General features: G+C 63.7%; 21 protein-coding genes. 14 read left to right on the forward strand and 7 right to left on the reverse strand.

The window, feature by feature from the left end; all coding sequences use genetic code 11:
- Positions 1-106 precede the first annotated feature (106 nt).
- The 3 genes from hemF (at position 107) to CIT31_RS15320 (ending at position 2060) form a co-directional block, all read left to right on the forward strand.
- Complete coding sequence (hemF, locus tag CIT31_RS15310) at positions 107-1021, forward strand: oxygen-dependent coproporphyrinogen oxidase (protein WP_065011929.1); 915 nt, start codon at positions 107-109, stop codon at positions 1019-1021.
- Between the two features lie 247 nt (positions 1022-1268).
- Positions 1269-1529 (forward strand): DUF1344 domain-containing protein, encoded by a 261-nt coding sequence (locus CIT31_RS15315; RefSeq protein WP_029349900.1) that lies wholly within the window; start codon positions 1269-1271, stop codon positions 1527-1529.
- A gap of 345 nt (positions 1530-1874) precedes the next feature.
- Positions 1875-2060, forward strand: a complete 186-nt coding sequence (locus CIT31_RS15320; RefSeq protein WP_029349897.1) for a DUF1059 domain-containing protein — start codon at positions 1875-1877, stop codon at positions 2058-2060.
- 151 nt (positions 2061-2211) lie between these two features.
- On the opposite strand, the gene CIT31_RS15325 is transcribed toward CIT31_RS15320, so the two are convergent.
- Genes CIT31_RS15325 through CIT31_RS15335 form a run of 3 tightly spaced genes read right to left on the reverse strand, consistent with a single transcriptional unit; the run spans position 2212 to position 4769 of the window.
- The gene (locus CIT31_RS15325) at positions 2212-3480 is read right to left on the reverse strand and encodes a CCA tRNA nucleotidyltransferase (protein WP_065011928.1); all 1269 of its coding nucleotides are present in this window, start codon (positions 3478-3480) and stop codon (positions 2212-2214) included.
- Positions 3477-4109, reverse strand: coding sequence for a CoA pyrophosphatase (locus CIT31_RS15330; RefSeq protein WP_095519209.1), 633 nt, complete (start codon positions 4107-4109; stop codon positions 3477-3479). Before CIT31_RS15330 ends, CIT31_RS15325 begins: the two co-directional genes overlap by 4 nt.
- Positions 4110-4139: 30 nt before the next feature.
- On the reverse strand, positions 4140-4769 hold the full coding sequence (locus CIT31_RS15335; protein WP_095519210.1) for a DUF1285 domain-containing protein: 630 nt from the start codon (positions 4767-4769) through the stop codon (positions 4140-4142).
- Between the two features lie 146 nt (positions 4770-4915).
- Here CIT31_RS15335 and CIT31_RS15340 point away from each other — a divergent pair, with 146 nt between their 5' ends.
- The 4 genes from CIT31_RS15340 to CIT31_RS15355 are packed head-to-tail and all read left to right on the forward strand — an operon-like array spanning position 4916 to position 11747.
- Entirely contained in the window at positions 4916-5920 is a 1005-nt protein-coding gene (locus CIT31_RS15340) for an AAA family ATPase (protein ID WP_095519211.1), read from the forward strand.
- Positions 5920-6834 (forward strand): DUF58 domain-containing protein, encoded by a 915-nt coding sequence (locus CIT31_RS15345; RefSeq protein WP_095519212.1) that lies wholly within the window; start codon positions 5920-5922, stop codon positions 6832-6834. The genes CIT31_RS15340 and CIT31_RS15345 overlap by 1 nt, the downstream gene beginning before the upstream one ends.
- A complete protein-coding gene (locus CIT31_RS15350; RefSeq protein ID WP_095519213.1) occupies positions 6831-9656 on the forward strand; it encodes a DUF4159 domain-containing protein in 2826 nt (941 codons plus the stop codon). The genes CIT31_RS15345 and CIT31_RS15350 overlap by 4 nt, the downstream gene beginning before the upstream one ends.
- Positions 9657-9659: 3 nt before the next feature.
- Complete coding sequence (locus CIT31_RS15355) at positions 9660-11747, forward strand: hypothetical protein (protein WP_095519214.1); 2088 nt, start codon at positions 9660-9662, stop codon at positions 11745-11747.
- A gap of 172 nt (positions 11748-11919) precedes the next feature.
- Here CIT31_RS15355 and clpS read toward each other — a convergent pair whose 3' ends face one another.
- The 4 genes from clpS to CIT31_RS15375 form a co-directional block, all read right to left on the reverse strand.
- Positions 11920-12225 (reverse strand): ATP-dependent Clp protease adapter ClpS, encoded by a 306-nt coding sequence (gene clpS / locus CIT31_RS15360; protein WP_095519215.1) that lies wholly within the window; start codon positions 12223-12225, stop codon positions 11920-11922.
- 164 nt (positions 12226-12389) lie between these two features.
- Positions 12390-13571, reverse strand: coding sequence for a choline ABC transporter ATP-binding protein (gene choV, locus CIT31_RS15365; RefSeq protein ID WP_095519216.1), 1182 nt, complete (start codon positions 13569-13571; stop codon positions 12390-12392).
- Positions 13568-14422, reverse strand: a complete 855-nt coding sequence (gene choW, locus CIT31_RS15370) for a choline ABC transporter permease subunit (protein ID WP_065011919.1) — start codon at positions 14420-14422, stop codon at positions 13568-13570. The genes choV and choW overlap by 4 nt, the downstream gene beginning before the upstream one ends.
- 157 nt (positions 14423-14579) lie before the next feature.
- Positions 14580-15527 (reverse strand): choline ABC transporter substrate-binding protein, encoded by a 948-nt coding sequence (locus tag CIT31_RS15375; RefSeq protein WP_082982767.1) that lies wholly within the window; start codon positions 15525-15527, stop codon positions 14580-14582.
- A gap of 217 nt (positions 15528-15744) precedes the next feature.
- Here CIT31_RS15375 and CIT31_RS15380 point away from each other — a divergent pair, with 217 nt between their 5' ends.
- The 7 genes from CIT31_RS15380 to CIT31_RS15410 all read left to right on the forward strand — a co-directional run bounded on the left by CIT31_RS15380 (position 15745) and on the right by CIT31_RS15410 (position 23922).
- Entirely contained in the window at positions 15745-16338 is a 594-nt protein-coding gene (locus CIT31_RS15380; protein WP_095519217.1) for a thymidine kinase, read from the forward strand.
- Positions 16339-16633: 295 nt separating this feature from the next.
- Complete coding sequence (locus CIT31_RS15385; protein WP_095519218.1) at positions 16634-17722, forward strand: hypothetical protein; 1089 nt, start codon at positions 16634-16636, stop codon at positions 17720-17722.
- A gap of 35 nt (positions 17723-17757) precedes the next feature.
- Positions 17758-18903, forward strand: coding sequence for a hypothetical protein (locus CIT31_RS15390; RefSeq protein WP_095519219.1), 1146 nt, complete (start codon positions 17758-17760; stop codon positions 18901-18903).
- A gap of 23 nt (positions 18904-18926) precedes the next feature.
- A complete protein-coding gene (locus CIT31_RS15395) occupies positions 18927-20837 on the forward strand; it encodes an AAA family ATPase (RefSeq protein ID WP_095519220.1) in 1911 nt (636 codons plus the stop codon).
- Between the two features lie 141 nt (positions 20838-20978).
- Complete coding sequence (locus CIT31_RS15400; RefSeq protein WP_095519221.1) at positions 20979-22283, forward strand: DUF6638 family protein; 1305 nt, start codon at positions 20979-20981, stop codon at positions 22281-22283.
- Positions 22284-22317: 34 nt separating this feature from the next.
- Positions 22318-23460 carry a DUF2333 family protein gene (locus CIT31_RS15405; protein WP_095519222.1) on the forward strand — a complete coding sequence of 381 codons (1143 nt, stop codon included), beginning with the start codon at positions 22318-22320 and terminating at the stop codon, positions 23458-23460.
- A gap of 159 nt (positions 23461-23619) precedes the next feature.
- Positions 23620-23922 carry an ester cyclase gene (locus CIT31_RS15410; RefSeq protein WP_165778444.1) on the forward strand — a complete coding sequence of 101 codons (303 nt, stop codon included), beginning with the start codon at positions 23620-23622 and terminating at the stop codon, positions 23920-23922.
- Positions 23923-24259: the final 337 nt, after the last annotated feature.

Raw genomic sequence — 24259 nt, forward strand, 5'->3', positions numbered from 1 at the left:
AAAGAACTCCATTCACACTTGACCCTTGCACCTAAGAGATTAGGGATCACGGCCGGAAAAGACGAGTCATTTGTCGGGGTACGCGCCCCACAGCCGGAGACAGCATTTGCAACGACCCGAAATACCGGCGGGGCTGCCGGCCGACATCGAACAGAAGAAGATGAAGGCGCGGCTGTGGTTCGAGACGTTGCGCGAGCGCATCTGCGCCGCCTTCGAGCAGATCGAGCAGGACCTGCAGGGGCCGCAGGCCTCATGGTCGCCCGGCCGCTTCGAAAGGACGCCGTGGGAGCGCGACGCCGGCAAGGGCGGCGGCGGCACCATGTCGATGATGCGTGGCCGCGTTTTCGAGAAGGTCGGCGTCCACACCTCCACCGTCTATGGCGAGTTCTCGCCGGAGTTCAGGAAGCAGATGCCGGGCGCCGAGGAAGACCCGGGCTTCTGGGCGAGTGGCATTTCGCTGATCGCCCATCCGTGGAACCCCAACGTGCCGGCGGTGCACATGAACACGCGTATGGTCGTCACCTCGCGCCAGTGGTTCGGCGGCGGCGCCGACCTGACGCCGGTGCTCGACCGTCGCCGCACCCAGGACGACCCGGACACGGTTGCCTTCCACAGGGCCATGCGATTCGCCTGCGAGAAGCACGCTGGCGTCGCCGACCACGCAAAATTCAAGGCCTGGTGCGACGAGTATTTCTATCTGCCGCACCGCGACGAACCGCGCGGCACCGGCGGCATCTTCTTCGATTGGCTGCATTCGGGTGAGGACAAAGGCGGCTGGAACGCCGATTTCAACTTCGTCCAGGATGTCGGGCGATCTTTTCTCGTCGTCTACGGACATCTGGTGCGGGCCAATTTCAACGACAACTGGACCGACGGCGACCGTGAAGAACAGCTCATTCGCCGCGGCCGCTATGTCGAATTCAACTTGCTTCACGATCGCGGCACTATCTTCGGACTGAGGACCGGCGGCAACGTGGCCTCGATCCTGTCCAGCCTGCCGCCGGAAGTGAAATGGCCGTAAAATCTCGGTGAGTTGGACGTGAGCCGCAATCAGGTCCAAATCGTTTGATTTTGGCGGCGAATGTGGCGCGCAGAATATCTTTTTCGTCTAATATCTAATTGAAAAAGCAAGACTATTTTTCGTTCCGGGCCGGGAAACGCCGGCGGTTCATCCTCCCCTAGAACCGCGACCCGACGCGACCGGACGGCCCATGATTGAGTGGGGCACCTTCCCAAAATGGTGCCCTCATTTTCCAGGAGAGCATGCCATGCGCAAGCTTATTATGTCGGTTGCGGCTGCTGCCGTTCTTGCCTCTGGTGGCGCTGCCTTCGCAGCGGTCAAGCACACCACGGGCACGGTCAAAACTTATGATGGAACAACCATGAGCCTTGTTCTGGATGACGGATCTGCCTTTACGCTGCCCAAGGCCTTCAAGAATCCTGGCCTGAAGGCCGGCGAAAAGGTCCGCGTTTCGTGGGACATGAGCGGCAAGCACAAAATTGCCGAGGCAGTCAGGATCGTGAAGTGATCGCCTGCTCGCTGGAGCAAGACGAGGTCTTGCCGCCGGGGTAGCCTAAGAGGGCGGAGCAGCGCTGCTCCGCCCTTTCGGTTTCTCGCGCATGACCCCGAAAACTGCTTCCGGTTTTCGGAACGGATCATGCGCAGATGACAAAACGTTGGAGCGTCCTTTACGCGTCCACCGGACGCGCGGCGCTCTAACGCAACCAAAACCATTCGATCGTGTTATGCTGGCTCGGTCAGCGCATGACCCGAATGCCGATTCCGGTTCGCCAGGGATCATGCGTCGATCAACGTGTGGAGCTTCCGTGTCAGAGCAGATGCGGCGCTCCGAGGAGGAAAAAGGGAGAATCCGATGAAGGAATTCCACTGCGGCTCGCTCGTTCCGGGTTGTGACTGGCATACGCGCGCCGACGAGGAAGCCGAGATCATGCGTCGTGCGGTCGAGCACATGCGTGAGACGCATGGCGAGACGATCATCCGCGAGACGATGATCGAAGCCATCCGTTCGCGCATCGAAAAGCCCCGCGACGCGGCCTGACTATGCCTAAGAGACTGTTTCGAAATTCGCTCGGGCGAGTCATATGGTGGTGGTTTCGAGAACCGGAGCGCAGCGGACATTTGGGTCCGTGAGCACCGAAAGCGCAGAAAACGCCATCAGATGGCCGCAGAGTAGAGTTTCCAAACGTTTTCTAACTTTCGAGTGCTTCTGCGGCGCGCTCGAGAAGTGCGCCGCGATCCAGCGCAAAGCCGGACTCGACCCACTCGTTTTCGAGGTTTTTCAAGGTTGCGCCGAGTTTCGGTCCGGGCGACGCGCCAAGCGTCGTCAGATCGGCGCCCTTAAGCGGAAAGTCAGGCTTTTTCCATTTTCCGGCGAAGGCGAGCAGGCGCGAGAAGCCGCCGGCTTCTAGCAGCGCGTCATTGTCCTCGACGGCGCGGCCTCGAGCGGAAGCGAGCGACAGCCGCAAGCGATCGACAAGGCCCTGATGATCGCCACGATAGAGCCGTTTTGCGAGTTCCGCTTCGGTCGTCTTCGGCTCGACAGGCGCTGTCAGCGCCCACTGCCTGAGACGGCCGGCATCGCTGACGGAGAATCTCAGCCGCTCGGCGAGCGTCTTCAGCCGCGCGGCGTCCGGCGGCACGATCGCTTCCAGCCTGAGCAGCGGGTCCGGCGTCCAGCCTAGATCCTTCTCGGCCCTGGTCAGCGCATGGATCGCATCGATGCCCCATTTCTCGGTCTCCGGCAGAACGCTGGTGAGCACGCTGGCCTGGCGCATCCACAGCAAGGCGCGCGATGGATCGGGGGCCGACAGCAGCTTCTTCAACTCGGACCAGACGCGCTCGACCGAGAGTTGGCCAAGCCCCTCCTTGAGCCGGGCGCAGGCCTTCAGCCCTTCGGCATCCGGCCGGCCGTCGCCATACCAGGCGAAGAAGCGGAAAAAGCGCAGGATGCGTAGATAATCCTCGCGGATGCGCGCCTCCGGATCGCCGATGAAACGCAGCCGGCGCGCCTCGATGTCGGCGACGCCGCCGACCAGGTCAACGATCGTCCCGTCGGCCTCGGCATAGAGCGCGTTGATGGTGAAATCACGCCGTTCCGCGTCGGCCTTCCAGTCGCGTCCGAACGACACCTTGGCCCTCCGTCCGTCGGTCTCGATGTCGGCGCGCAGCGTAGTCACCTCGAACGGCTTCCCGCCGGCGACAATCGTGATGGTGCCGTGCTCGATGCCGGTCGGCACAGCCTTGAAGCCCGCCGCCTCGGCGCGGCGGATGGTTTCATCAGGCACGGTCGTGGTGGCAATATCGACGTCGGCGACCGGCTGGCCGATGAGCGCATTGCGCACCGCGCCGCCGGCGACACGCGCCTCCTCGCCGCCATCCGCCAGCGCCGCCAGCAGGCGCTGCAGGTGCTTTTCGCCGAGCCAGTCGGCTTTGCCCGCGAGCGACACTCGGCCGCTCACGTATAGAGCCTTTCATAGAGCGTGCGGATGATGCCGGCGGTAACGCCCCAGATGCGTTGTCCGTCATAGGGCATCTCGTAAAAGACCCATTCGAGGTCGTTCCACATGCGGCTTTCGCGGCCGTGGTTGGCGGGGTCCATAAGAAAGCGCAGCGGCACTTCGAAGGCGGCGTCGACCTCCTCGGAATTCAGCGTCAGTGAAAAATCCGGCCGCACTATTCCCAGCACCGGGGCGATGCGGTAGCCGCTGCCGGAGACGTAATCAGGCATGCGGCCGATGATCTCGACCCGGTCCTGGCCGAGCCCGATCTCCTCGAATGTCTCGCGCAATGCCGCCGCCTCCGGGCTCGGATCGGTTGGATCGATCGTGCCGCCCGGAAAGGCCACCTGCCCCGAATGGTTTCGCAGCTTTTCCGCCCGTTTGGTCAGCAGAACCGTGGCATCGCGACCGTGATCGACCACCGGGATCAGCACGGCGGCATCGCGCAGCGCCTTTGCGAGCTTCAAACGCGGATGGCCGGGGTTGAAGCGATGGTCGCCATAATCGTCGGCGGCATGCGCCAGCGGCTGCGCCGCGACGCGGGCGCGAAAATTCTCGGCCGAAAACGGCCCCCGCGTCACTTGGTCCATAGCGTCACCTGGTCCACCATACGCTGCCGATCACGCACTCAGCCGCTGCAGTTTTTCCGCGGGCATTATCGGATAGACCGCGCCCTTCGAGCGGACGACAAACATCCTTCTGCCGCCGACATCGATCTCTTCGCCATGCTCGACCAGTTCGTACATGACCGGCCGCGCCACCAGCGCTTCCAGCCGTCCGCGCACCAGCACATAGGGTTTCAGGCCACCGGTCGCGTCTTCATCGACGAAGCTTAGCGGATGGTCCGGTCCGGCCTCGACCACGTCGCCGACATTGGTGCGGAAAGTGATGACTTGGCTATCGCCGCTGCCGGAAACGTCCATCTCGACGGCGATGAAGGGCGCGTCGACGACGCGGATGCCGACCCTTTCCACAGGTGTTACAAGATAGGTCTTGCCGTCTTCGTCCTTGCGCAGCACGGAGGAAAACAGCTGCACCAACGGCATACGGCCGATCGGCGTGCCCTGGTAGAACCAGGTGCCGTCCTCTCTGATCTCCATGTCGAGATCGCCGCAAAAGGCCGGATTCCAGCGCTCAACCGGCGCCGGCCCCTTGCCCGCGCGGGCGGCACGCGAGATCAGTGCCTCCAGTCCGCACGCCTCGGTGGCGGCCGTCAGGCTCTCTTCACGATCGTCGGCGCGTTCTGTCATGGTCACGAAATAGTCACTGTTGTTCCGCTTGTCAGCCTAAGCCAGTGATTTAAGTTCAAAGACAGGCGCCATGCGAGGCCGAATCGCGGCACTCTGCAGCGTCGAAGGTGCAAGCCGGTATCTCCAACGAGAAGGATCGATGCTGCATGAGCGTGATGATCAAGGAAAGCCCGATCAGCGAAAAGGACATGATCGCCCAGGCCGAGACGGCGCTGGCCGACATTTCCAGGGTTCGCGATGGCGTCGGCCGCGTCATCTTCGGCCAGGAAAGCGTCGTCGAACGCACGCTTGTGGCGCTGCTCGCCGGCGGCCATGCGTTGCTGGTCGGCGTGCCCGGCCTCGCCAAGACCAAGCTAGTCGAGACGCTGGGCATCGTGCTCGGCCTCGATTCCCGCCGCATCCAGTTCACGCCTGACCTGATGCCGTCCGACATTCTCGGCTCCGAGGTGATGGAGCAGGACGAATTCGGCAAGCGTTCCTTCCGCTTCATCTCCGGGCCGATCTTCGCGCAGCTGCTGATGGCCGACGAGATCAACCGCGCCTCACCCCGCACCCAGTCGGCGCTGCTGCAGTCGATGCAGGAATACCACGTCACCATTGCCGGTGTCCGCCACGACCTGCCGGCGCCCTTCCACGTACTGGCGACGCAGAACCCGTTGGAGCAGGAAGGCACCTATCCGCTGCCCGAGGCACAGCTTGACCGCTTCCTCATGCAGGTCGACATCCTCTATCCGGAAATCGAGGCGGAGCGCCGCATTCTTCTGGAAACCACAGGCATCGAGGACGCCAAGGCGCAGAACGTAATGCAGCCGGCGCGGCTGAAGGAGATCCAGACCCTCATTCGCCGCATGCCGGTGCCGGAAAGCGTCGTCGAGGCGATCCTCCAACTGGTGCGCTCGGCGCGCCCCGGCCAGGGCAATGCCGAGACCGACAAGCACGTCGCCTGGGGGCCAGGCCCGCGCGCCAGTCAGGCGTTGACACTGTGCGCCCGCGCCCGCGCCCTCTATGACGGACGGCTGGCGCCGTCGATCGACGATATCAGAGCGCTGGCAGAGCCTGTGCTGCAGCACCGCATGGCGCTGACCTTTGCCGCCCGTGCCGAGGGCACGACCGTGCGCGACGTGGTGGCGAAACTGGCAAAAGGCATCTGATGGCGCGTATAGGCGAGGCCCAGGCACCGGCGGCGACGCGTGACGCGCTCGCCCGCGGTCGGTTGCGGGCGTCGCTGGTGCCGGACCTGCTGGTCGAAGCACGCCGCATCGTCAACACCGTGATCGCCGGCTGGCACGGCCGCCGCAAGCGGGGCATCGGCGAGAATTTCTGGCAGTTCCGGCCCTATGTCGAAGGCGATTCCTCGCGCGTCGACTGGCGCCGCTCGGCCCGCGACGACCACGTCTATGTGCGCGACCGCGAATGGGAGGCCGCCCATACGGTGTGGCTGTGGGCAGACCCCTCGCCTTCCATGCTCTACAAATCGACCGGCGCCACCGTCTCGAAGGAATCCCGCGCGCTGGTGCTGGCGCTGGCCATGGCAGAGCTTCTGTCGCGCAGCGGCGAACGCATCGCCTGGCCCGGACTGACCGATCCGTTCACCGCCCGCAACGGCGCCGAGCGCATCGCAGCACAACTCACCCATGCCGGCGAATTGCCGGCAAAGCCCGACCTGTCCGCCATCCGCCGCTTCTGCGACATCGTCATCGTTAGCGACTTCCTCGATCCGGTCGAGGACACCATCGCCTGGCTCGACGTGCTCGCCCGCCACGGCGTGCGTGCCCATCTGATCGAGGTCGCCGACCCCGCCGAGGAGAGATTCCCCTATGCCGGCCGCACCGAGTTCACCGATCCCGAAACCGGCGACAAGCTGACCGCCGGCCGCGCCGAAACGCTGGGCGATGATTACCGACTGCTTTACATCGCCCGCCGCCAGGAGCTGACCGACTGGTGCAAGCGGCTCGGCTGGAGCTTCACCGTCAACCACACCGACCGTCTCGCCTCCGATGCGCTGGTGCGTGTCCACATGGCGATGACCGTCGATGGCAGCTCAGCCGGGAGGATCCGCGCATGAGTTGGTTGCCGCTCTCCTTCGGGGCGCCGATGGTGCTGTGGGGCCTTCTGGCACTGCCGGTGATCTGGTGGCTTTTGCGGTTCACCCCGCCCAAACCGCAGACCGAGGTCTTCCCGCCGCTGAAGATCCTGGCCCGGGTGCTGAAGCGCGAGGAGACGCCGCAACAGAGCCCGTGGTGGCTGACGCTGCTTAGGCTGCTGATGGCGGCTCTTATCGTTACGGCGCTGGCCGAACCCGTCTTCAACCCGCGTGAAAGACTGCCGGCCGAGGGTGCCGCTCTTGCGCTGGTCATCGACAATGACTGGGCAAGTGCCGCCGACTGGGGCCAGCGCGTCGCCACTGCCGAACGGCTGATCACCGATGCCAGCTCCAACGACGTGCCCGTCATCATCGCCTTCACCGCCGAGAAGCCGAACGCCGAGATCGGTCCCTTCGACGCCGCCACCGCGCTCGACCGGCTGCGCGCGGCCAAGCCGCGGCCGATCCCGACCGACCGCCCTGCTGTCTACGCCCGCGTCGCGGCAACCCTGGAGACCTTGCCGGGCGCCAGTGTCGCGGTGCTCGCCGACGGTCTGGCGGCGGAAGGCGACGAGGCCGCCTTCAACATGCTTTTGTCGAAGAACGCCGCCCGTGTCGTCTGGGCCGCCTCCGACCGGCCTAGCTTGATCGGCCTGACCGGCGCCGACAACCAGGTGGACGGCTTCGAGCTGACCGCCATCCGCGCGCTGAGCGATCCGACCCCGGCTCAGGTGACCGCCGGCGCCTTCGACGACAAGGGCCGCCGCATCGCTGACGCCACGCTGACCTTCTCGCCGGGCGAATCCACCGCCACCGGCACGATGGCGGTGCCGTTCGAACTGCGCAACGACTTCGCCTCGATCGCGCTCGACGGCCAGCGGCAGGCCGGCGCCGTCCGCGTGCTCGATGAGAATTCCAAGCGCCGTCGCGTCGGACTGCTGTCGCAGGCCGAAGCCGACCAGGCGCAGCCGCTTTTGTCGCCGCTGTACTACATCCGCCGCGCGCTGCAGCCCTTCGCCGATCTGACTGAGCCGTCGAGCGCCGACCTTGCCGACGCCATCCCGCAGCTCCTCGACCAGAAGCCGGCGATGATTGTCATGGCCGATGTCGGCACCATTCCGGAGCAGGTGCGGCAGAGGCTGGTCGACTGGGTCGACAATGGCGGCACGCTGGTGCGGTTCGCCGGCTCGCGGCTGGTGGCCGCCGGCAATGACGACGACCTGCTGCCGGTCAGGCTGCGTACCGGCGAGCGTTCGCTCGGCGGCGCGCTGTCATGGACGACGCCGCAGCCGGTCACCGACTTCCCGAAGACCGGTCCCTTCTCCGACCTCGCTCCGCCCGCTGAAGTCACCGTCACTAGGCAGGTGCTGGCCGAGCCGACGCCCGACATCGTCGAGCGCACCTGGGCCACGCTTGCCGACGGCACGCCGCTGGTGACCGGGATGAAGAAGGGCAAGGGCACGCTCGTCCTGTTCCATGTCACGCCGGAGGCGACCTGGTCGAACCTGCCGATCTCCGGCAGCTTCGTCGAGATGCTGCGCCGCATCGTGCAACTGTCACGCAATCAGGGTGCAGCGGTCGCCAATGCCGAAGCCGCCGCCACCTCGCTGGCGCCATACCGCATGATATCAGCCGACGGCACGCTGGTGCCGCCGACGCCGGATGCACGGCCGCTGGTGCCGGGCGCCGGCCCGCTGCCGGTGACGTTCGAGAACCCGCCTGGTCTCTACGGCTCCGAAACCGGCGTCCTCGCCCACAATCTGCTCAATGCTGAAAGCAGATTTGCACCGCTGGTCCGTCCTCAGATCACCGTTCCGGTCACCACCATCCAGTACGCCTTCGACGAATCGCACAATTTGAAGGGCCCGCTGGTGGCGACAGCCCTTTTGCTGATGGTGCTCGACACGCTGGCCGTGTTCTGGATGGGCGGCCTGTTCTCGCGCCGGCCGCGCCGCGCCGGCACGGCTGCTGCAACCACGGCCGCTCTGCTGATTGCGCTCGGCGCGCTGGTCGGCCACACCGACATCGCCCGCGCCGACGATTCCAAACCTGGCGACGAGCGGGCGATCGAGGACATTTCGAAGACCCGGATCGCCTATGTGCAGACCGGTGAACGGAGCGTCGATTCGATCAGCCAAGCCGGGCTGGAGGGCCTGACCCGCTTCCTGATCGAGAAGACCGCGCTCGAGCCGGGGGCGCCGGCGAGCGTCGATATCTCGAAGGACCAGCTGTCCTTCTATCCCCTGATTTACTGGCCGATCGACCCTGCCGCACCGATGCCGAGCCAGGCCGCGATCGGCCGCGTCGACGCCTATATGCAGCAGGGCGGCACGGTGCTGTTCGACACGCGCGACCAGTTCGCCACCGGCATCGGCGCGGATTCGGCTAGTCCGGCGACCGAGCGGCTGCGCGACATCCTCGGCAATCTCAACGTGCCGCCGCTGGAACCGGTGCCGTCGGATCACGTACTGACGAAATCCTTCTACATCCTGCCTGAGTTTCCCGGACGTTTCGCCGGCGGCCCGCTCTGGGTCGCGGCGTCGCTCGAAGCCACCAACACCGAGAACCGCCCGGTGCGCACCGGCGACGGCGTCTCGCCGATCATGATCACCGCCAATGATTTCGCCGGCGCCTGGGCGGTCGACGAGAATGGCGACCCGCTTTTGCCGACCGTCCCGTCAGACCCGATGCAGCGCATTTATGCGCTACGCGCCGGCGTCAACATCATGATGTACATGCTGACCGGCAACTATAAATCCGATCAGGTGCACGTGCCGGTGCTGCTCGAACGGCTGGGGCAGTAAGCCATGAACTGGTCGCTCGCCTTCGAACCGCTCATCTCCTGGCCGCTGCTTGGCTTGGTGCTGGCGCCGCTGTTGCTGCTGGCATTGGTCGGCCTGTGGTTTCGCCAGCGCGGCGCGGTCTTCCGTCTCGCCGGCCTGCTCGCGCTGGGTGCGGCCCTGCTCAACCCGGTGTTCCTCGACGAAGAGCGCGAGGCGCTGAAAAGCGTCGTGGCCGTCGTTGTCGACCGCAGCCAGAGCCAGGACATTGGCGAGCGCACCAAGCAGACCGACGAGGCGCTGGCCGGGCTTCAGCAGCGCCTTGGCCGCTTCAAGCAGTTCGACGTCCGCGTCGTCGAGGCCGGCAAGTCGGGAGCCGCCGAGGAGCGCACCGAAACGCGGCTTTTCGGCGCGCTTGAAAGCGCTTTCCGCGACGTACCGCCTTCGCGCATCGGCGGCGCCATCATGATCACCGATGGCGAGGTGCATGACGCCCTCGCCGGCACACCCAACTTCAACGCCCCGCTGCACGCGCTGATCACCGGCAACGACCAGGAAAAGGATCGCCGCATCCGCTTCGAGAATGCGCCGCGCTTCGGTCTGGTCGGCAAGCCGCTCGAAATGACCTATCGCGTCATCGGCACCAACAATGAGGCCGGCTCGGTCGACGTGCGCGTGTCGGTCAATGGCGAGCAGGTTTCGGTCGAGCGCGCCACCATCGGCCAGGCCATGCCGCTGCAGGTGACCATTCCCGGCGCCGGCCGCAACATCGTCGAACTCGCTATCGATCCCGAGCCCGACGAACTCACCGACACCAACAACCGCGCTATCGCGCTGATCGACGGCATCCGCGAGAATTTGCGCGTGCTGCTGGTCTCCGGCGAGCCGCATGCCGGTGAGCGCACCTGGCGCAACCTTCTGAAATCCGACGCCTCGGTCGATCTGGTCCACTTCACCATTCTGCGGCCGCCGGAAAAGCAGGACGGCACGCCGATCAACGAATTGTCGCTGATCGCCTTCCCGACGCGCGAGCTGTTCGTCGAGAAGATCAAGGATTTCGACCTGATCATCTTCGACCGCTATCAGCACCGCGACGTGCTGCCGATCCTCTATTACGACTATATCGCCGAATATGTCGAAAAGGGCGGCGCCCTGCTGATCGCGGCAGGGCCCGAATATGCCGGCGAAAGTTCCATCGCCCGCACGCCTTTGATGTCGGCGCTGCCGGCGATGCCGACCGGAGAAGTCGTTGACAAGGCCTTCTATCCGCGCCTCACCGAGCTCGGCCAGCGCCATCCGGTGACGCGCGGGCTCGACGGTTCCGCCACCGAGCCGCCGCACTGGAGCCGCTGGTTCCGCACCATCGGCGTCGAGAACCCCGAGGGCGAGGCGGTGATGAAGGGCGCCGACAACCGTCCGCTGCTCCTGCTCGACCGCAAGGGCGAAGGCCGCGTCGGCATGTTTCTGTCCGACCAGGGCTGGTTATGGGCGCGCGGCTTCGAGGGCGGCGGCCCGCATGTCCAGCTCTATCGCCGCATCGCCCACTGGCTGATGAAGGAGCCTGAACTCGAGGAGGAGCGGCTGACCGCCGACGGCCGCGGCATGATGCTGGAAATCCGCCGCCAGACGATGAGCGACGATCCCGGCCCGGCGCAGATCATCACCCCGTCCGGCAAGGCGATGACCGTCAAGCTAGAGAGAGCCGAACCCGGCGTCTTCCTGGGCAGCATCGAAACCAGCGAGATCGGCCTCTACCAGGTCGGCAATGGCGACCTGAAGGCGCTTGCCCATGTCGGCCCGGTCAACGCACCGGAATTCACCGACGTCGTCTCCACCGAGAACCGGCTGAAAGCGCCGGCCGAGGCCACCGGCGGCAGTGTGCGCCGGCTGGCGCAATCGTCGGCCCTTGGCAACCTCACCGGCGGCGTGACGCTGCCGTCGGTCGTCCCGGTCCGCTCCACGGGCGCGGCCGCCGGCAACGACTGGATCGGCCTGCGCACCACCGACGACAGCGTGCTGAAGGCCGTCTCGCGCGTGCCGCTGTTCGGCGGGTTCCTCGGTCTCGGCCTGCTGCTTCTGGCATTGGGCTCGATGTGGTACCGCGAGGGGCGGTAGCGCAGCGGTTTATCCTTCTCCCCTTGTTGTCGAGAAGGTGGATTGGCGCGCAGCGCCAAGACGGTTGAGGGGTGCTGGACGGAGTGCCGTCGACGCCAAGCTGGAACACCCCTCATCCGACCGAGCTGCGCTCGGCCACCCGCTCCCACAGGGGGAGAAGGAGAAAACGGCACTACTCCTCCGGTTCCGTCGTGAACATCAGCGGGTAGCCCTTGGCCTTGCCGGCATCGGTCGCCCGCATCGCCTTGGTCTCGGCGACGTCCCTGGTGAAGACGGCGACGACGCAGACGCCGCGCTGGTGCGCGGTGATCATCACCCGCCGCGCTTGGTCTTCGCTCAGCTTGAATTCGCCCTTGAGCACCGTTACCACGAACTCGCGCGGCGTGAAATCGTCATTGAGAAGGATGACCTTGTAGAGCTTCGGCCGTTCGATTTGCGGCTTCGTTTTGGTGCGGGGTTTGGTGACGATCTCAGGCATCGGAACCGGCAACTGCGCGCAAGAAACTTCGCGTTTATTCTGGCATAGGCAAAAGCGGGCGTCCATTTGAGCCGCGCACAAACCGCCTTTCCGGCGGGCGCGCCGTTCACAAGTCTGAGATTGCCGCTGGCGGCTTAGGGTCGACCTCCCTCCGATGAGAAAGCTTACCTTCTCAACACCGCCGACAGCACGTCCCTGATGCCGATGGCGCCGACGAAGCGCGACTGGTCGTCGAACAGCGCCACGGGTGCGGTCTGCGAGCGGTGCATGGCCAGCATCACGGTCTTCAGCGAGGTGCCGGGATTGGCCCAGAACACCTGCGCCGTCTCCTCCGGCTGGGCCTCGACATCGGCGCAGGACACCCAGAACGCCGGCTTGCCGTCGCGCTCGGCCGCCGCCACCAGCCCGTGCTCGTCGATCTTGAAACGCGTCGTCTTGCGGCGGTCGAGCCACACCCAGCCGTCCTCGCCGTGCTCGAGGTCGCGGCGGTCGCGCATCACGTTCCAGGCGGTCAGCACCGAGAGCGGATTCACATTGGCGATGAAGTCGCGGACATAGTCGTTGGCGGGGCGCAGCACGATGTCTTCCGGCGCGCCGGTCTGCACGATGCGCCCGCCTTCCATGATGGTGATGTGGCTGCCGATCTTCAGCGCCTCCTCGAGGTCGTGGCTGACGAAGATGATGGTCTTTTTCAGCTCTGCCTGAAGCTGCAGCAACTCGTCCTGCAGCTTGGTCCGGATCAGCGGGTCGAGCGCCGAGAACGGCTCGTCCATCAGCAGGATCGGCGCTTCGGTGGCAAACGCACGCGCCAGCCCGACGCGCTGCTGCATGCCGCCGGAAAGTTCGTGGGCGTATTTCGACGCCCACTGGTCGAGGCCGACGAGCTTCAACTGGCGCTCGACGCGCGCCTTGCGCTCGGCGTCGGGCACGCCGGACAGCTCGAGGCCGAAGCCGACATTTTCAGCGACGGTGCGCCAGGGCAGAAGGCCGAACTGCTGGAACACCATGGCGACCCGCGTCTGTCGGATGTTGCGCAGCGTGGCGGCGTCGCAGGCCGCGACATCGACCATGCGGTCGCCGTCCTTGACCATGACATTGCCGCGCGCCGGCACGTTGAGCAAGTTGACGGCGCGGAGCAGCGTCGATTTGCCGGAGCCGGAGAGGCCCATCAGGACGGAAATCTCGCCCTCGTTGACGGTCAAATTGGCGCCGGCGCAGCCGAGCACGGCGCCGGTCTTCTCCAGGATTTCCTGACGCGTCGCGCCGCTGTCTACGAGCGCCAGCGCTTCCTTGCGCGCCGCGCCGAAGATGATGTCGACATTCTTGAAATCGACCGCGGCGCTCATTTGGCGGCTCCCGTGCCGATGCGGCTGATCCGGTCGAGGATGATGGCGAGCACGACGATGGCGAGGCCGGCCTCGAGCCCGAGCGGGATGTTGACCGAGTTCAGCGCGCGCACCACCGGCTTGCCAAGGCCGTTGGCGCCGATGAGCGCAGCGATCACGACCATGGAGAGGCAGAGCATGATGCACTGCGTCAGCCCCGCCATGATGGTCGGCAGCGCCGCCGGCAGCTCTACTTTCCACAAGAGCTGGCGTTTTGTCGCGCCGAAGGCCTCGCCGGCCTCGATCATCGGTTTCGGCACCGAGGTGATGCCGAGATGGGTCAGGCGGATCGGCGCGGGAGCGGCGAAGATGACGGTAACGATGAGGCCGGGAGCGATGCCGAGGCCGAAGAGAATGAGCACCGGGATCAGGTAGACGAAGGTCGGCATAGTCTGCATCAGGTCGAGGATTGGCTGGAGATAGCGGTAGCCACGCTCGTTATGCGCCGCCCAGATGCCGATCGGCACGCCGATGGCCATGGAGGCCGCAGCGGCGGCCACGACCAACACCAGCGTCTCGACGGTTTCCTGCCAGAGATCCTGGTTGACGATGAAGAGGAGGCCGAGCGCGACGGCAAGCGCCAGCTTCCATGATTTCTGCAGGTACCAGGCAAGCCCGGCTATGGCGGCAACCAGGAGAACCGGCGGGACGAGCAGCAAAAGATCGACCAACCCGTCGAGAACGACGGTGAGCCCGTCGGCGATACTGTCGAAAAACCATTCGAAATTGGTGGTCAGAAAGTCGAAGAAGGTCTTGCCCCACCGCCCGATCGGGATCTTGAAGCTCGAAATCAGTTGCGAAACCGGATCCATGGCAAATGTCCCCTCATTCTACTTCGCCCTCCCCCTGGCGGAGTGGGTCGAACCGCGCAGCGGAGTGGGGTGGTCACGGTTATGCTCCGTTCTGCACCACCCCCACCGCGGCGCGTGCCGCGCCGACCCTCCCCGCAAGGGGGAGGGTGTAAATCTGCTACGAACCCAGCGCAGTTTTCACGGCGGCCGCGGCGTCGCCGCCGTCGAAGGTCGTCACACCGGCGAGCCATGGGGTAATCGCGTCCGGATTGGCCTTGAGCCATTCGGTAGCCGCGGCCTTCGGGTCGGCGCCATCATTGAGGATCGCACCCATGATCTCGTTTTCCATCTTGAGCGAGAACACCATGTTCTTGAGCAGCGCGCCGACGTTCGGGCATTCGGTGGTGTAGCCGGCCCGGACGTTGGTGGCGACGGTCGCGCCGCCGAAATTCGGGCCGAACACCTCGTCGCCACCCGACAGATAGGCCATCTTGATGTTGGCGTTCATCGGATGCGGCTCCCAGCCGAGGAAGACCACGTCTTCGCCTGATGCGGCAGCCTTCTGCACCGCCGACAGCATGCCGGCCTCCGAGCTTTCGACGAGCTCGAAATCCTTCAGGCCGAACTTGTTGGAGGCGATCATGTCGAGGATCAGGCGGTTGCCGTCATTGCCGGCTTCGATGCCGTAGATCTTGTTGTCGAGCTTGTCCTTGAACTTGGCGATATCCGCGAAATCCTTGAGACCGGCGTCATAGGTGTGCTGCGGCACGGCGAGCGTATACTTCGCGCCTTCGAGGTTGGTTACGACCGTCTCGACCGACTTGTCTTCGAGATAGGGCTTTATGTCGGCTTCCATGGTCGGCATCCAATTGCCGAGGAAGACATCGACGTCCTTGTTCTTCAGCGAGGTGTAGGTGACCGGAACCGACAGGACCTGCACGTCGGGCTCGTAGCCGAGCGCTTCGAGGATAACGCTGGCGGTAGCGGTGGTGGCGGTGATGTCGGTCCAGCCGACATCGGCAAAACGCACCGGCTTGCAGCTTTCCGGCTCGGCGGCGAGTGCGCCGCCCGCGGAAAGAAATGCCGCCAGACCGAAGCCGGCGGCGAATAGTTTCATACGCGACATCATGTATTCTCCCATTGTGATCTATCGGCGAAGCGAAGTTGCGGTTTTGTCTCCACCTTGTTTCGTCAGCCAAACACCATTCTGGTGCGGTTTCAAGCGATAAGACAATCGCGACCAACGGCGCGGGTTGGCCGATCAGCGACACGTTCGCCGCTTTCTGGTGAAATGTCAGGACGCCCCCTCCCCGCGCCGGGACAACTCGGCTTAAAAGGGCGGCATGGCCAAGCTGTACTTCCACTACGCGACGATGAATGCCGGCAAGACGACGATGCTGCTGCAGGCCTCGTACAATTACCGCGAGCGCGGCGTCGCCGGCCACTACCGCAAGGGCGATACCGGGCTGATCTCGTCGCGCATCGGCCTGGAGACGGAGGCCGAGATGTTCCGCGACGGCGACGATCTGTTCGCCCGGGTCGCCGAGCATCACGACCTCACGACCGTGCATTGCGTCTTCGTCGACGAAGCGCAGTTCCTCGAGGAGGAGCAGGCGTGGCAGCTTGCCCGCATTGCCGACCGGCTGAACATTCCGGTGATGTGCTACGGCCTGCGCACGGATTTCCAGGGCAAGCTGTTTTCCGGCTCGCGCACGCTTCTGGCGATATCCGACGATCTACGCGAGGTGCGCACCATCTGCCGCTGCGGCCGCAAGGCGACGATGGTCGTGCGCCTCGGCGCGGACGGCAAGGTGGCGAGACAGGGCGAACAGGTGGCGATCGGCAAGGATGTCTATGTCTCGCTCTGCCGCCGCCATTGGGAAGAAGAAATGGGCCGCGTCGCGCCCGACGATTTCATCGGCTTCACCAAAGCCTGACCAGCGCTATTCCGCGTTGCGTGCGCATGGACCGAACGGTGCCAGGACAGAGGGGGAAGAACTGCGGCAGGGAAAACTGCGATCGGTGAGCTTCGTTGCTTTGCGACGGCAGTTATGCTATTGGTTTGGGCATGGTGCTGATCGCGCCAACGACCCGCCGCCGAGGCGGGTTTTTTGTGTCGGGTTTCGGCGCTATCCTTCGCAAACTCCTAATCTTCCGCCTTCCCTTCCCCCTATGCCGCACATATATTCCGGCGGTTCGCGACACGAACAAATGCCGAAGCGGGAGGCCCCAATGGCGACTTTGCAGAATTTCGATGCCGAAATTGCCAAGACCAAGCAGGTCGTGCAGGACATGCGCACCAAAATCGAGCAGTCCGGCACGGTGCTCGACACGCTCGCCAAGACCGACAATAAGATCGGCGACGCCAATTTCGACCTCGAGAACGCCCGCATCGAGGATGTGCTGAAGCAGCAGAAGGTGATGGAAGGCAACATTGCCGACCTGATCATAGGGCTGGAGGACGCCACCAACGTCTTCGGCGCCGAATTCGAGAGCATGAAGAACTACACCGGCTGGGAAAGCTTCGTTGGTATATTTTCCGACCAGAGCAAGCAACGCATGCGCACCGACCGCGTCCGCAACATGTCGCTGGCCGGCAATCTGCAGGAGCTGCTGGCGAAATCCGACACCATTGTCGGCATCCTCAAGGCGCAGAAGCAGATCCTCGACCAGCGTTACAAGACCTCCGAGGCCAGCCTGTCGCAGGTGATCGAGCGCCGCAAGGCAACCATGTCCAATCTGGAGACCGTGCAGAAGCGCATCGAGGAGCTCAATCCGATGCTGCTCGACATCGAGAACAAGATCGCCGCCTCGACCAGCCAGAAGGAGCGCACCGAGCTCGAAGGCGAACGTTCGAAACTGGCCACGGAGTACAACGAGAAGCAGGCCAAGGAGCAGGAACTGCTGGCCGAAAGCCAGACGCTGGAGCGCTACACGTCGATGTTCCAGACCTTCGTCGATTCGCTCAACAACCAGATTGCGGCGCAGTCGACGCTGATCAACAAGCTGACCATCGATACCGAGCAGCGCATCGTGCTCTACAAGGCGCTGGAAGATTCGCTGAAGACCGCCGCCCAGCAGGACGTCGCCCACAAGATCAACACGCTGGGCAGCCAGGTCGACAACACCGCCGAGGAGACCATGGCCGGCATCGGCGCGGCCTCTCAGAAGCACATCGGCGATCTCCTCGAGATGCACGAGAAGAACATGGTGGCGACCGCCGACATCCAGCGCCGCAAGAAGCTGGCCGACGATGCCTTTGCCCGCCGCTTCGACGACGTGCTGAAGAAGCACAATGCCGCAAACTACGTGCAGTCATAATTGCTGCACTCGCATCGCTCCGAAGGGCTGGCTGCATGACCCCCGAAAACGAAGCGGCAACGCGCTATTTCTCGGCGATCACGGCGGCACTCAGCGGCCTCGAAGTGTTCATGCGCGACGATCGCTCGCCGCTCTACCGGCACGGCATTGTCGCCAAGATCGTCGCCGAATATATTGCGCGGCTCGATAACTCCTTTTCCTGCTGGCGCAACCGGCTGGGCTTCATGGAGACGTTCCGAATTTCGCGCGCCGAAAGCGGCTTTCCGGTCTTCCAGAACGTGCTCGAGCTGGAGAACGATCGCCGCCAGGCCGATACGCGTCTCGCCAACATACCGCTGGCCGACGAGTTGCGCGAGGAAATGGCCGACTTCATCCTGCGCCACAAGGAATTCCCGGAAGCGCTGCAGAAGTCGATGGCCGAACGGCTCTATCTGGAGGGTGTCAGGAGCGAGACGACCTTCGGGCCGTTCACCTTGGCGCAGACGGCAAAAGTCTCGGTCAATCCGAAGACCGGGCGGCCCTACTACCTCGTCCACTGGGCCGCCTTCGACGGCAGCGCCAACCTGCCGCTGGTCTACATGGTGACGGTCGAGGATTCCTCCGAAGAGATGATCGGGCAGCTTGTCGACCGCAGCGGCAAGCTCAACGACAAGGTCGACATTCCGCTCCCCGTCGAAGGCCTGCTCAATCCCGAGCTAGCCCACCGCTTCGACGACTTCACCGAGAAGAATTCCGCCTATACGCTGTCGCCGGCGACGATCGCCGTCAACCTCGACAAGGATTTCGAGCAACTCCACCCCAAGCAACTGCGCCGCGTCGTGCTCGGCCCGTTCTATTCCGCCGGGATCACCGACAACAATTCGACGGTCAGCGACGTTCTGGACAAGGTGCGCAAACCGGAAAACGCCTGGCTGCTGACCTGGACCATCCAGGAGGTCTACTCCAAGGCCGAAAAGCCCGGCCGCAAGGGGTTATTTTCGAGCGAGAAGACGACGCAGGAATTCTTCATCGACACCGACGATCTCGAGGCCGCGCGGCAGGGCGTGTCGAGCTACGAGAAGCATGCGCTGATCCCGCATGAGGCCTATCAGGCGCTCTACGCCGCCGGCGAGGCGCAGAAGATCTTTTCCGGCTACAAGGTCCACATCCTGTCCAAAGGACAGGTCATCAGTGACGTCTGACCGTAAACCGCGGAGCATCCTTCATGGACACCGGCCTGACCACGATCTCGGAAGCGGCAATCGAAAAGCACCGCGCTACCGCGCAGAGCTTCATCACCCGCATCGTCGTGCTCGAGGACCCGTCGCGGGAATCCGGGACCGCGCTGGCCGGCACCAACCGCCGCTTCGTCTCGACCGTCTCGGTCGGCTCGGTTCGCCGCACGCGCGAGGTCGAGCTTTCCAAGACCGTCGCCGCCGTCCATCCCGGCGACCAGCTGCTGAGCATTGCGCAGCACATGCTGCTGTTTCGCACCCGGCGCGGGCTGGCGATCGCACTGGCCATTTCAGACGTCTTCGCCGAAGGCTCCGACCTCGAAAGCCTACAGGCGAAAAACGCCCGCGCGCCGCTCGAAGGCGACGAGGCCGCCACCTTCAAGAAGCTGCTGTCAGCCTCGGCCTATATTTCGGCCTTCAGCCTCGCCTCGTATCTGTTCCAGCTGATCGACAGCGACGGCGAGGCGCCGAACGACACGCCGGAGCCGGACTTTTTGTTCGACACGCCGCCGGACGCGGTGAAGTCGATCGTGGCCGGCCTCGACAGGGCGATATCAGGCGCGAAGGACGATGCCGATCTGATGACCCGGGCGCGCGCCTTCGCCCGTGTCGCCATCGACGGGCTTTTGGCGCGAAAGGGCCGCTTCGACGGCATAGGTCCGTTCGAGAACGCGCATATCCGCATCGACGTCGACGACTTCACCCTTGACGGCTTCGACGTCGCGCCGGGCAAGCGGTCGAAGCCGCTGGTAATGACCTTCAAAAAGCCGGAAGAGGTCGTCGGCAACCACATCGCCAAGTACCAGTCGGTGAAGCTCGCTAAGATGCTGATGGCTTACGATTTCGAGCGCGAGCTGAACCCGTTCGTCGAGCTCGGCGGCTTCCTGTTCACCTTCATCGGCGACGGCGCGCCCGGCACCGGAAAAACGACGCTGATCCAGATGATCGCCGGTCTCGTCAACGGCTACTGTCAGGTCGCCGGCTATCCCTTCGCCTACGAGAATTTCGGCGTCGACCAGATCTCCTCCTACCAGGGCAAGTCGGGCCAGAACTGCCGCCAGTTCATCAACAATGTGCTGAACCCGCGCGTCATCGGCTTCGGCACCATCGACGATATCGATCAGGTGGCGGCACGCCGCTCCGACGATCGCGCCTCGGCAGGCCAGCAGGAAATCACCGGTGTCCTGATGGACGCGTTTGCGGGTGCCGGCACCGTGGTGCGCGGCAACTGCTCCTTCGGCATGTTCTCCAACTATCCCGAAAACGTCGACGACGCGCTGCGCCAGCGCGCCGGCGCCCGCTGGCTGGTCGATGGGCCACAAACGCGCGACGACTACATCGACATTTTCGTGCTGCTCGCCGGCAAGAACCACAAGATCCCGCTCGGAGACCACAAGCTCTATGCCGCCCAGGAAATCCAGCGCGCGGTGATGGAAGCCTATGAAGAGCATGAAAAGCCCAAGGAAGACGGGCTGATGAAGGTCTATGAGCGCTACATGAAGGAGAACGGCGCACCGAAATCGATGGCCGACATCGGCACCTATCTGCACATGATCAAGGAGGCCGAGCCGCGCTTCACCGGCCGCGCCATCAAGAACGTCACCGATGCGATCAAGATGCGCGCCATGGATATCGAGCTCCCGGACGAATGGTTCGAGAAGCCGGAACTCTTCATGCACAAGGGCTACGACCACAAGAAGGCGATGATCGAGGAACTGCGCGGCCCGTTCTCGATGGATATGGTCATGCAGGAGGTCAACCGCTACGCCGACTCGGAGTTCCGCTATTCCGACAAGTCCGACGACGCGGCGGTGACCAAGTTGATCCGCGACACCCGCCTGCGCAACCGCGCGGTGCGCGAGATCGAGGAATTGAAGAAGAAGGGCCTGTGGAATGCTTGAGATGCGCCGACGCTCCCTTCTCCCCCTGTGCGAGAAGGTGTCGCCGAACGCGACGGATGAGGGGTATTCGTCAAGCTGGAACACCCCTCATCCGGCCGAGCTTCGCTCGGCCACCTTCTCCCACAAGGGGAGAAGGGATAGATGAGCCCCGCCAGGAAATCCGATCTGCTGCGCGAGAACGAACTGATCTATGGCCGGCTGCTGACCATCGACGAGCCGCATCTCATCCAGCGCTACAACAAGGCTTTGGTCGCCTTCGGCCTGAAACCGACGAAGCTGAGCAGTTTCGAGATCGACCGCACCGGCTTCTCGCCGCAGGTGGCCGAGGAATGCGGCGACTACCACTACCTAGATCCCAACGAGATCAACCGCCGTTTCATCATCCTGACGCCGTCGCAGATCGACCTGCCGGTGGTCCACACCGCCTTTTCCAATACCTCGCAACTGATGTTCGAGTTCATGTCGACGAACCAGCGCGCCATCGACGCGCTGACCATCAAGGATGTCATCTACGGCGAGATCGAGGATTCGGTCCCCAAGGTCGACGACATCGAGGATCTGCTGTCGATCAACCAGGTCGAGTTCAAGGTGCTGTCGGCGGAAGACGTGCTCGGCAAGGCCGCCGAACTCGGCAAGCTCGTCGACCAGCTGAAGCAGGAGCCGGACGCCTGGCGCGACAACGCCATGCTCACCCGCATGGTGGAGCTGGCCAAGATCTGCGGCGACATCCGCGAGAACGCGCTGGTGCCGGATCAGGTGATCTTTCGTCACAGCGCCTATTGGACCAGCCATTTCGGCGGGCTCTATGTGTTCATCGACCCGGACATGACGACGGTGATCAGCGACCCGGCAGCCCCAGGCTTCCGTCGCTCGCGACCGTGGCAAGTGAGCTACCTCTCGATCAATGATGCCGACCGGGTGTTCAAGTTCCTAGCCGCGACCGGCCGCATCGAACTGCCGCGTGCCTCATGGATCGAAACATCAGGCTATCTCGAACATCGCGCCGAAATGGTGGTGCGCACGCTGATCCGCGATGCCGAGCCCGACCGTAATCTGACCGATGTCGACAAAGTCTGGCTGCAGACCTGGATCCACGGCCATGCCGACCTGATCACCAGGGACGGCAATTTTCCCTTCCTCAACGCGGCCAAGCGCGAGATCGCTCACCTTGGCTATCTAAAGATCGAAGACGTGTTCCCGCACCAGCGCTTCCTGGTGATCCGGGCCAAGCCCGGCCATCCCGACGCCTGGCTGACCAACCAGCTGATCTCGGATTTCGTGCCGCAGGACTTCGTCTCTCGCTACGTCTTCAACAAACCGGGATTCTACAGGGACTATGACGGCTTCAGCGACGCCTGGAGATCACATGTTGTGGACGTTCTGAAAACCACATATCTGAAAGACAAGGTGGCGTTTCGCACACGCCTCTACGGCCTTACCGATTGAATGACCGGCTGACTGACGAGGGGGTGACATCGCCATGCTTGATCCGATCGTGAATTTCTTCACACGGATTTTCCAGTGGATCGGCCGCGGCATCGGCTTCGCCGTCGGCGTGATCCTGTGGCCGTTCATGTGGGCCGGGCACTGGTATACGCAGCGCGGCTGGATCCTGAAGGCGGTGCTCGGCCTCGCTCTGCTCATGCTGATCGGCCTCTACGGCTACTTCATCTGGAACACGCAGGTCTGGAGCAATTTCAATCCCGCGTATGCGGAGGCATATAATTTCACGCAGCCGGCCGGAACCGCCCCGGCGCAGCCCGCTCCTTCCGCCACCGGGGAAACCGCCGGTGTCGAGGGAGAGGTCAAGACCTGCACCAACTCAGCCATTGTCCAGGTCGCGGCCGATCTCATCGATTTCAACGTCAACGAGAACGCCTGGATCTCGTCGATGATACTCTACAAGCTCGGGTTCTTCGGCATGGACTGGGACCGCACGCCGTTTCTCGACAACAAGGCCTCCTTCCAGCGCGGGGTCAATCAGGCCATCCGGCGCACCGCTGTCGAGCTTGTCGACACGCTGGGCCGCGTCCGCGGCACCAGCCAGATAGATCAGAACCTGCAGGATGCGCGCGGCGCGATCACCTTCGACGAGGAAACCTGGTATTTCGGCCTCAGGCCCTTTGGTCCGAAAACCCCGACGCCGAGTTTCTATCGCACGGCGGCGAGCAGCCTTCGCGCCTTCAACGACCGGCTCATGAAATGCGAGGTTGTCTTCAACGCGCGCGCCGACAATCTGTTGCAGTTCGTCGACCGGATCGCGAGTGACATAGGCTCGACGTCGGACCTGATCCGCGACCGTTCGCAGAATTTCAACAGCGGCTGGTTCGACACGCGGGCTGACGACCGCTTCTGGTTCGCCTACGGCCAGCTCTACGGCTATTACGGCATCCTGACGGCGGCGCATCACGACTTCCAGCAGATCCTCGACAATCGCGGCCTCACACCACTTTGGAACAGCGTGGAAGGCCAGCTCAAGGCGGCGCTCGCCATCCAGCCTTTGATAATCTCGAACGGCCGCGAGGATGGCTGGATCATGCCCACCCACCTCACCACGATGGGTTTCTATGTGCTTAGGGTGCGATCGAACCTCGTCGAGGTCAGGTCCGTTCTGGATCGGTGAAGGGCCAATAGTGAAAGACGTCCTGGCTTGAAATCACCGCTGTCCCTGGTCGAAGTCGGCAACTTGTCGAGGCAATAGCTCGGCCGCATGTCGCGGAGAGCGGAACCTGACTGCCTCGTCGTCGTTCAACCGCTGGGCGGCGGCCAGCGAGGACACGAGATGGATATCCGGGAAGTTGCTCGAAATTTCTACGCCACGGTCGACACGCAAGACTGGGACAAACTGGCCAGTCTGGTCTCTCCAGATCTCGCCGTTCATCTCGGCAGTGCCAACCCGATCGGCTTCGATGACTGGCGCAAATCGCTGACCGAGTTCTTTGTTGGATTTCCGGACGGACATCACGTCGTCGACGACTGTGTCAGCGACGCCAACAAGGTGGTCACGCGCGGCCGCTTTCAGGCACGCACACCGGCGTCTTCCATGGTGTCGAACCGAGCGGAAAATGCGTATCGGTTGGTGTGATTCACATCGATCGCGTTGAGAACGGCATCGTAGTCGAACATTTCGGCCAGCTTGACGGCTTGGGGCTGATGCACCAGATCGGCGCATTCTAACGCGGCCGTTCGAAGCGCCGACCGGGGCTCGAACCCTGTCGCATTCCGTGCATTCCGCGGCTGTTTTGAGACGGCAGGACGGCGCGTGCTCTGGCTTTTATACGGCGCGACAACCGGGCGCGAAGATCCGGGAAAGGTCGACCGGGAAACAGAGAGCTGCCTTTCTTCATAGGAAACATAGTTGCATGTAAGTTGACGCCACGGCAGCGACAGGATTAGAACGTGCCCTCGCCTGAAGTGCCAGG

The sequence above is a fragment of the Mesorhizobium wenxiniae genome (assembly GCF_002284535.1).
Lineage (GTDB): Bacteria > Pseudomonadota > Alphaproteobacteria > Rhizobiales > Rhizobiaceae > Mesorhizobium > Mesorhizobium wenxiniae.

What these genes read in the sequence shown, in the direction of transcription:
- CIT31_RS15385 (WP_095519218.1), top strand. Translation starts at nt 16,634, where the DNA reads ATGGCGACTTTGCAGAATTTCGATGCCGAAATTGCCAAGACCAAGCAG.
- CIT31_RS15390 (WP_095519219.1), top strand. Translation starts at nt 17,758, where the DNA reads ATGACCCCCGAAAACGAAGCGGCAACGCGCTATTTCTCGGCGATCACG.
- CIT31_RS15330 (WP_095519209.1), bottom strand. Translation starts at nt 4,109, where the DNA reads ATGGACCAAGTGACGCGGGGGCCGTTTTCGGCCGAGAATTTTCGCGCC.
- CIT31_RS15405 (WP_095519222.1), top strand. Translation starts at nt 22,318, where the DNA reads ATGCTTGATCCGATCGTGAATTTCTTCACACGGATTTTCCAGTGGATC.
- CIT31_RS15375 (WP_082982767.1), bottom strand. Translation starts at nt 15,527, where the DNA reads ATGTCGCGTATGAAACTATTCGCCGCCGGCTTCGGTCTGGCGGCATTT.
- CIT31_RS15335 (WP_095519210.1), bottom strand. Translation starts at nt 4,769, where the DNA reads ATGACAGAACGCGCCGACGATCGTGAAGAGAGCCTGACGGCCGCCACC.
- CIT31_RS15345 (WP_095519212.1), top strand. Translation starts at nt 5,920, where the DNA reads ATGGCGCGTATAGGCGAGGCCCAGGCACCGGCGGCGACGCGTGACGCG.
- clpS (WP_095519215.1), bottom strand. Translation starts at nt 12,225, where the DNA reads ATGCCTGAGATCGTCACCAAACCCCGCACCAAAACGAAGCCGCAAATC.
- choV (WP_095519216.1), bottom strand. Translation starts at nt 13,571, where the DNA reads ATGAGCGCCGCGGTCGATTTCAAGAATGTCGACATCATCTTCGGCGCG.
- CIT31_RS15355 (WP_095519214.1), top strand. Translation starts at nt 9,660, where the DNA reads ATGAACTGGTCGCTCGCCTTCGAACCGCTCATCTCCTGGCCGCTGCTT.
- CIT31_RS15395 (WP_095519220.1), top strand. Translation starts at nt 18,927, where the DNA reads ATGGACACCGGCCTGACCACGATCTCGGAAGCGGCAATCGAAAAGCAC.
- CIT31_RS15340 (WP_095519211.1), top strand. Translation starts at nt 4,916, where the DNA reads ATGAGCGTGATGATCAAGGAAAGCCCGATCAGCGAAAAGGACATGATC.
- CIT31_RS15320 (WP_029349897.1), top strand. Translation starts at nt 1,875, where the DNA reads ATGAAGGAATTCCACTGCGGCTCGCTCGTTCCGGGTTGTGACTGGCAT.
- CIT31_RS15315 (WP_029349900.1), top strand. Translation starts at nt 1,269, where the DNA reads ATGCGCAAGCTTATTATGTCGGTTGCGGCTGCTGCCGTTCTTGCCTCT.
- CIT31_RS15380 (WP_095519217.1), top strand. Translation starts at nt 15,745, where the DNA reads ATGGCCAAGCTGTACTTCCACTACGCGACGATGAATGCCGGCAAGACG.
- choW (WP_065011919.1), bottom strand. Translation starts at nt 14,422, where the DNA reads ATGGATCCGGTTTCGCAACTGATTTCGAGCTTCAAGATCCCGATCGGG.
- CIT31_RS15400 (WP_095519221.1), top strand. Translation starts at nt 20,979, where the DNA reads ATGAGCCCCGCCAGGAAATCCGATCTGCTGCGCGAGAACGAACTGATC.
- CIT31_RS15350 (WP_095519213.1), top strand. Translation starts at nt 6,831, where the DNA reads ATGAGTTGGTTGCCGCTCTCCTTCGGGGCGCCGATGGTGCTGTGGGGC.
- CIT31_RS15410 (WP_165778444.1), top strand. Translation starts at nt 23,620, where the DNA reads ATGGATATCCGGGAAGTTGCTCGAAATTTCTACGCCACGGTCGACACG.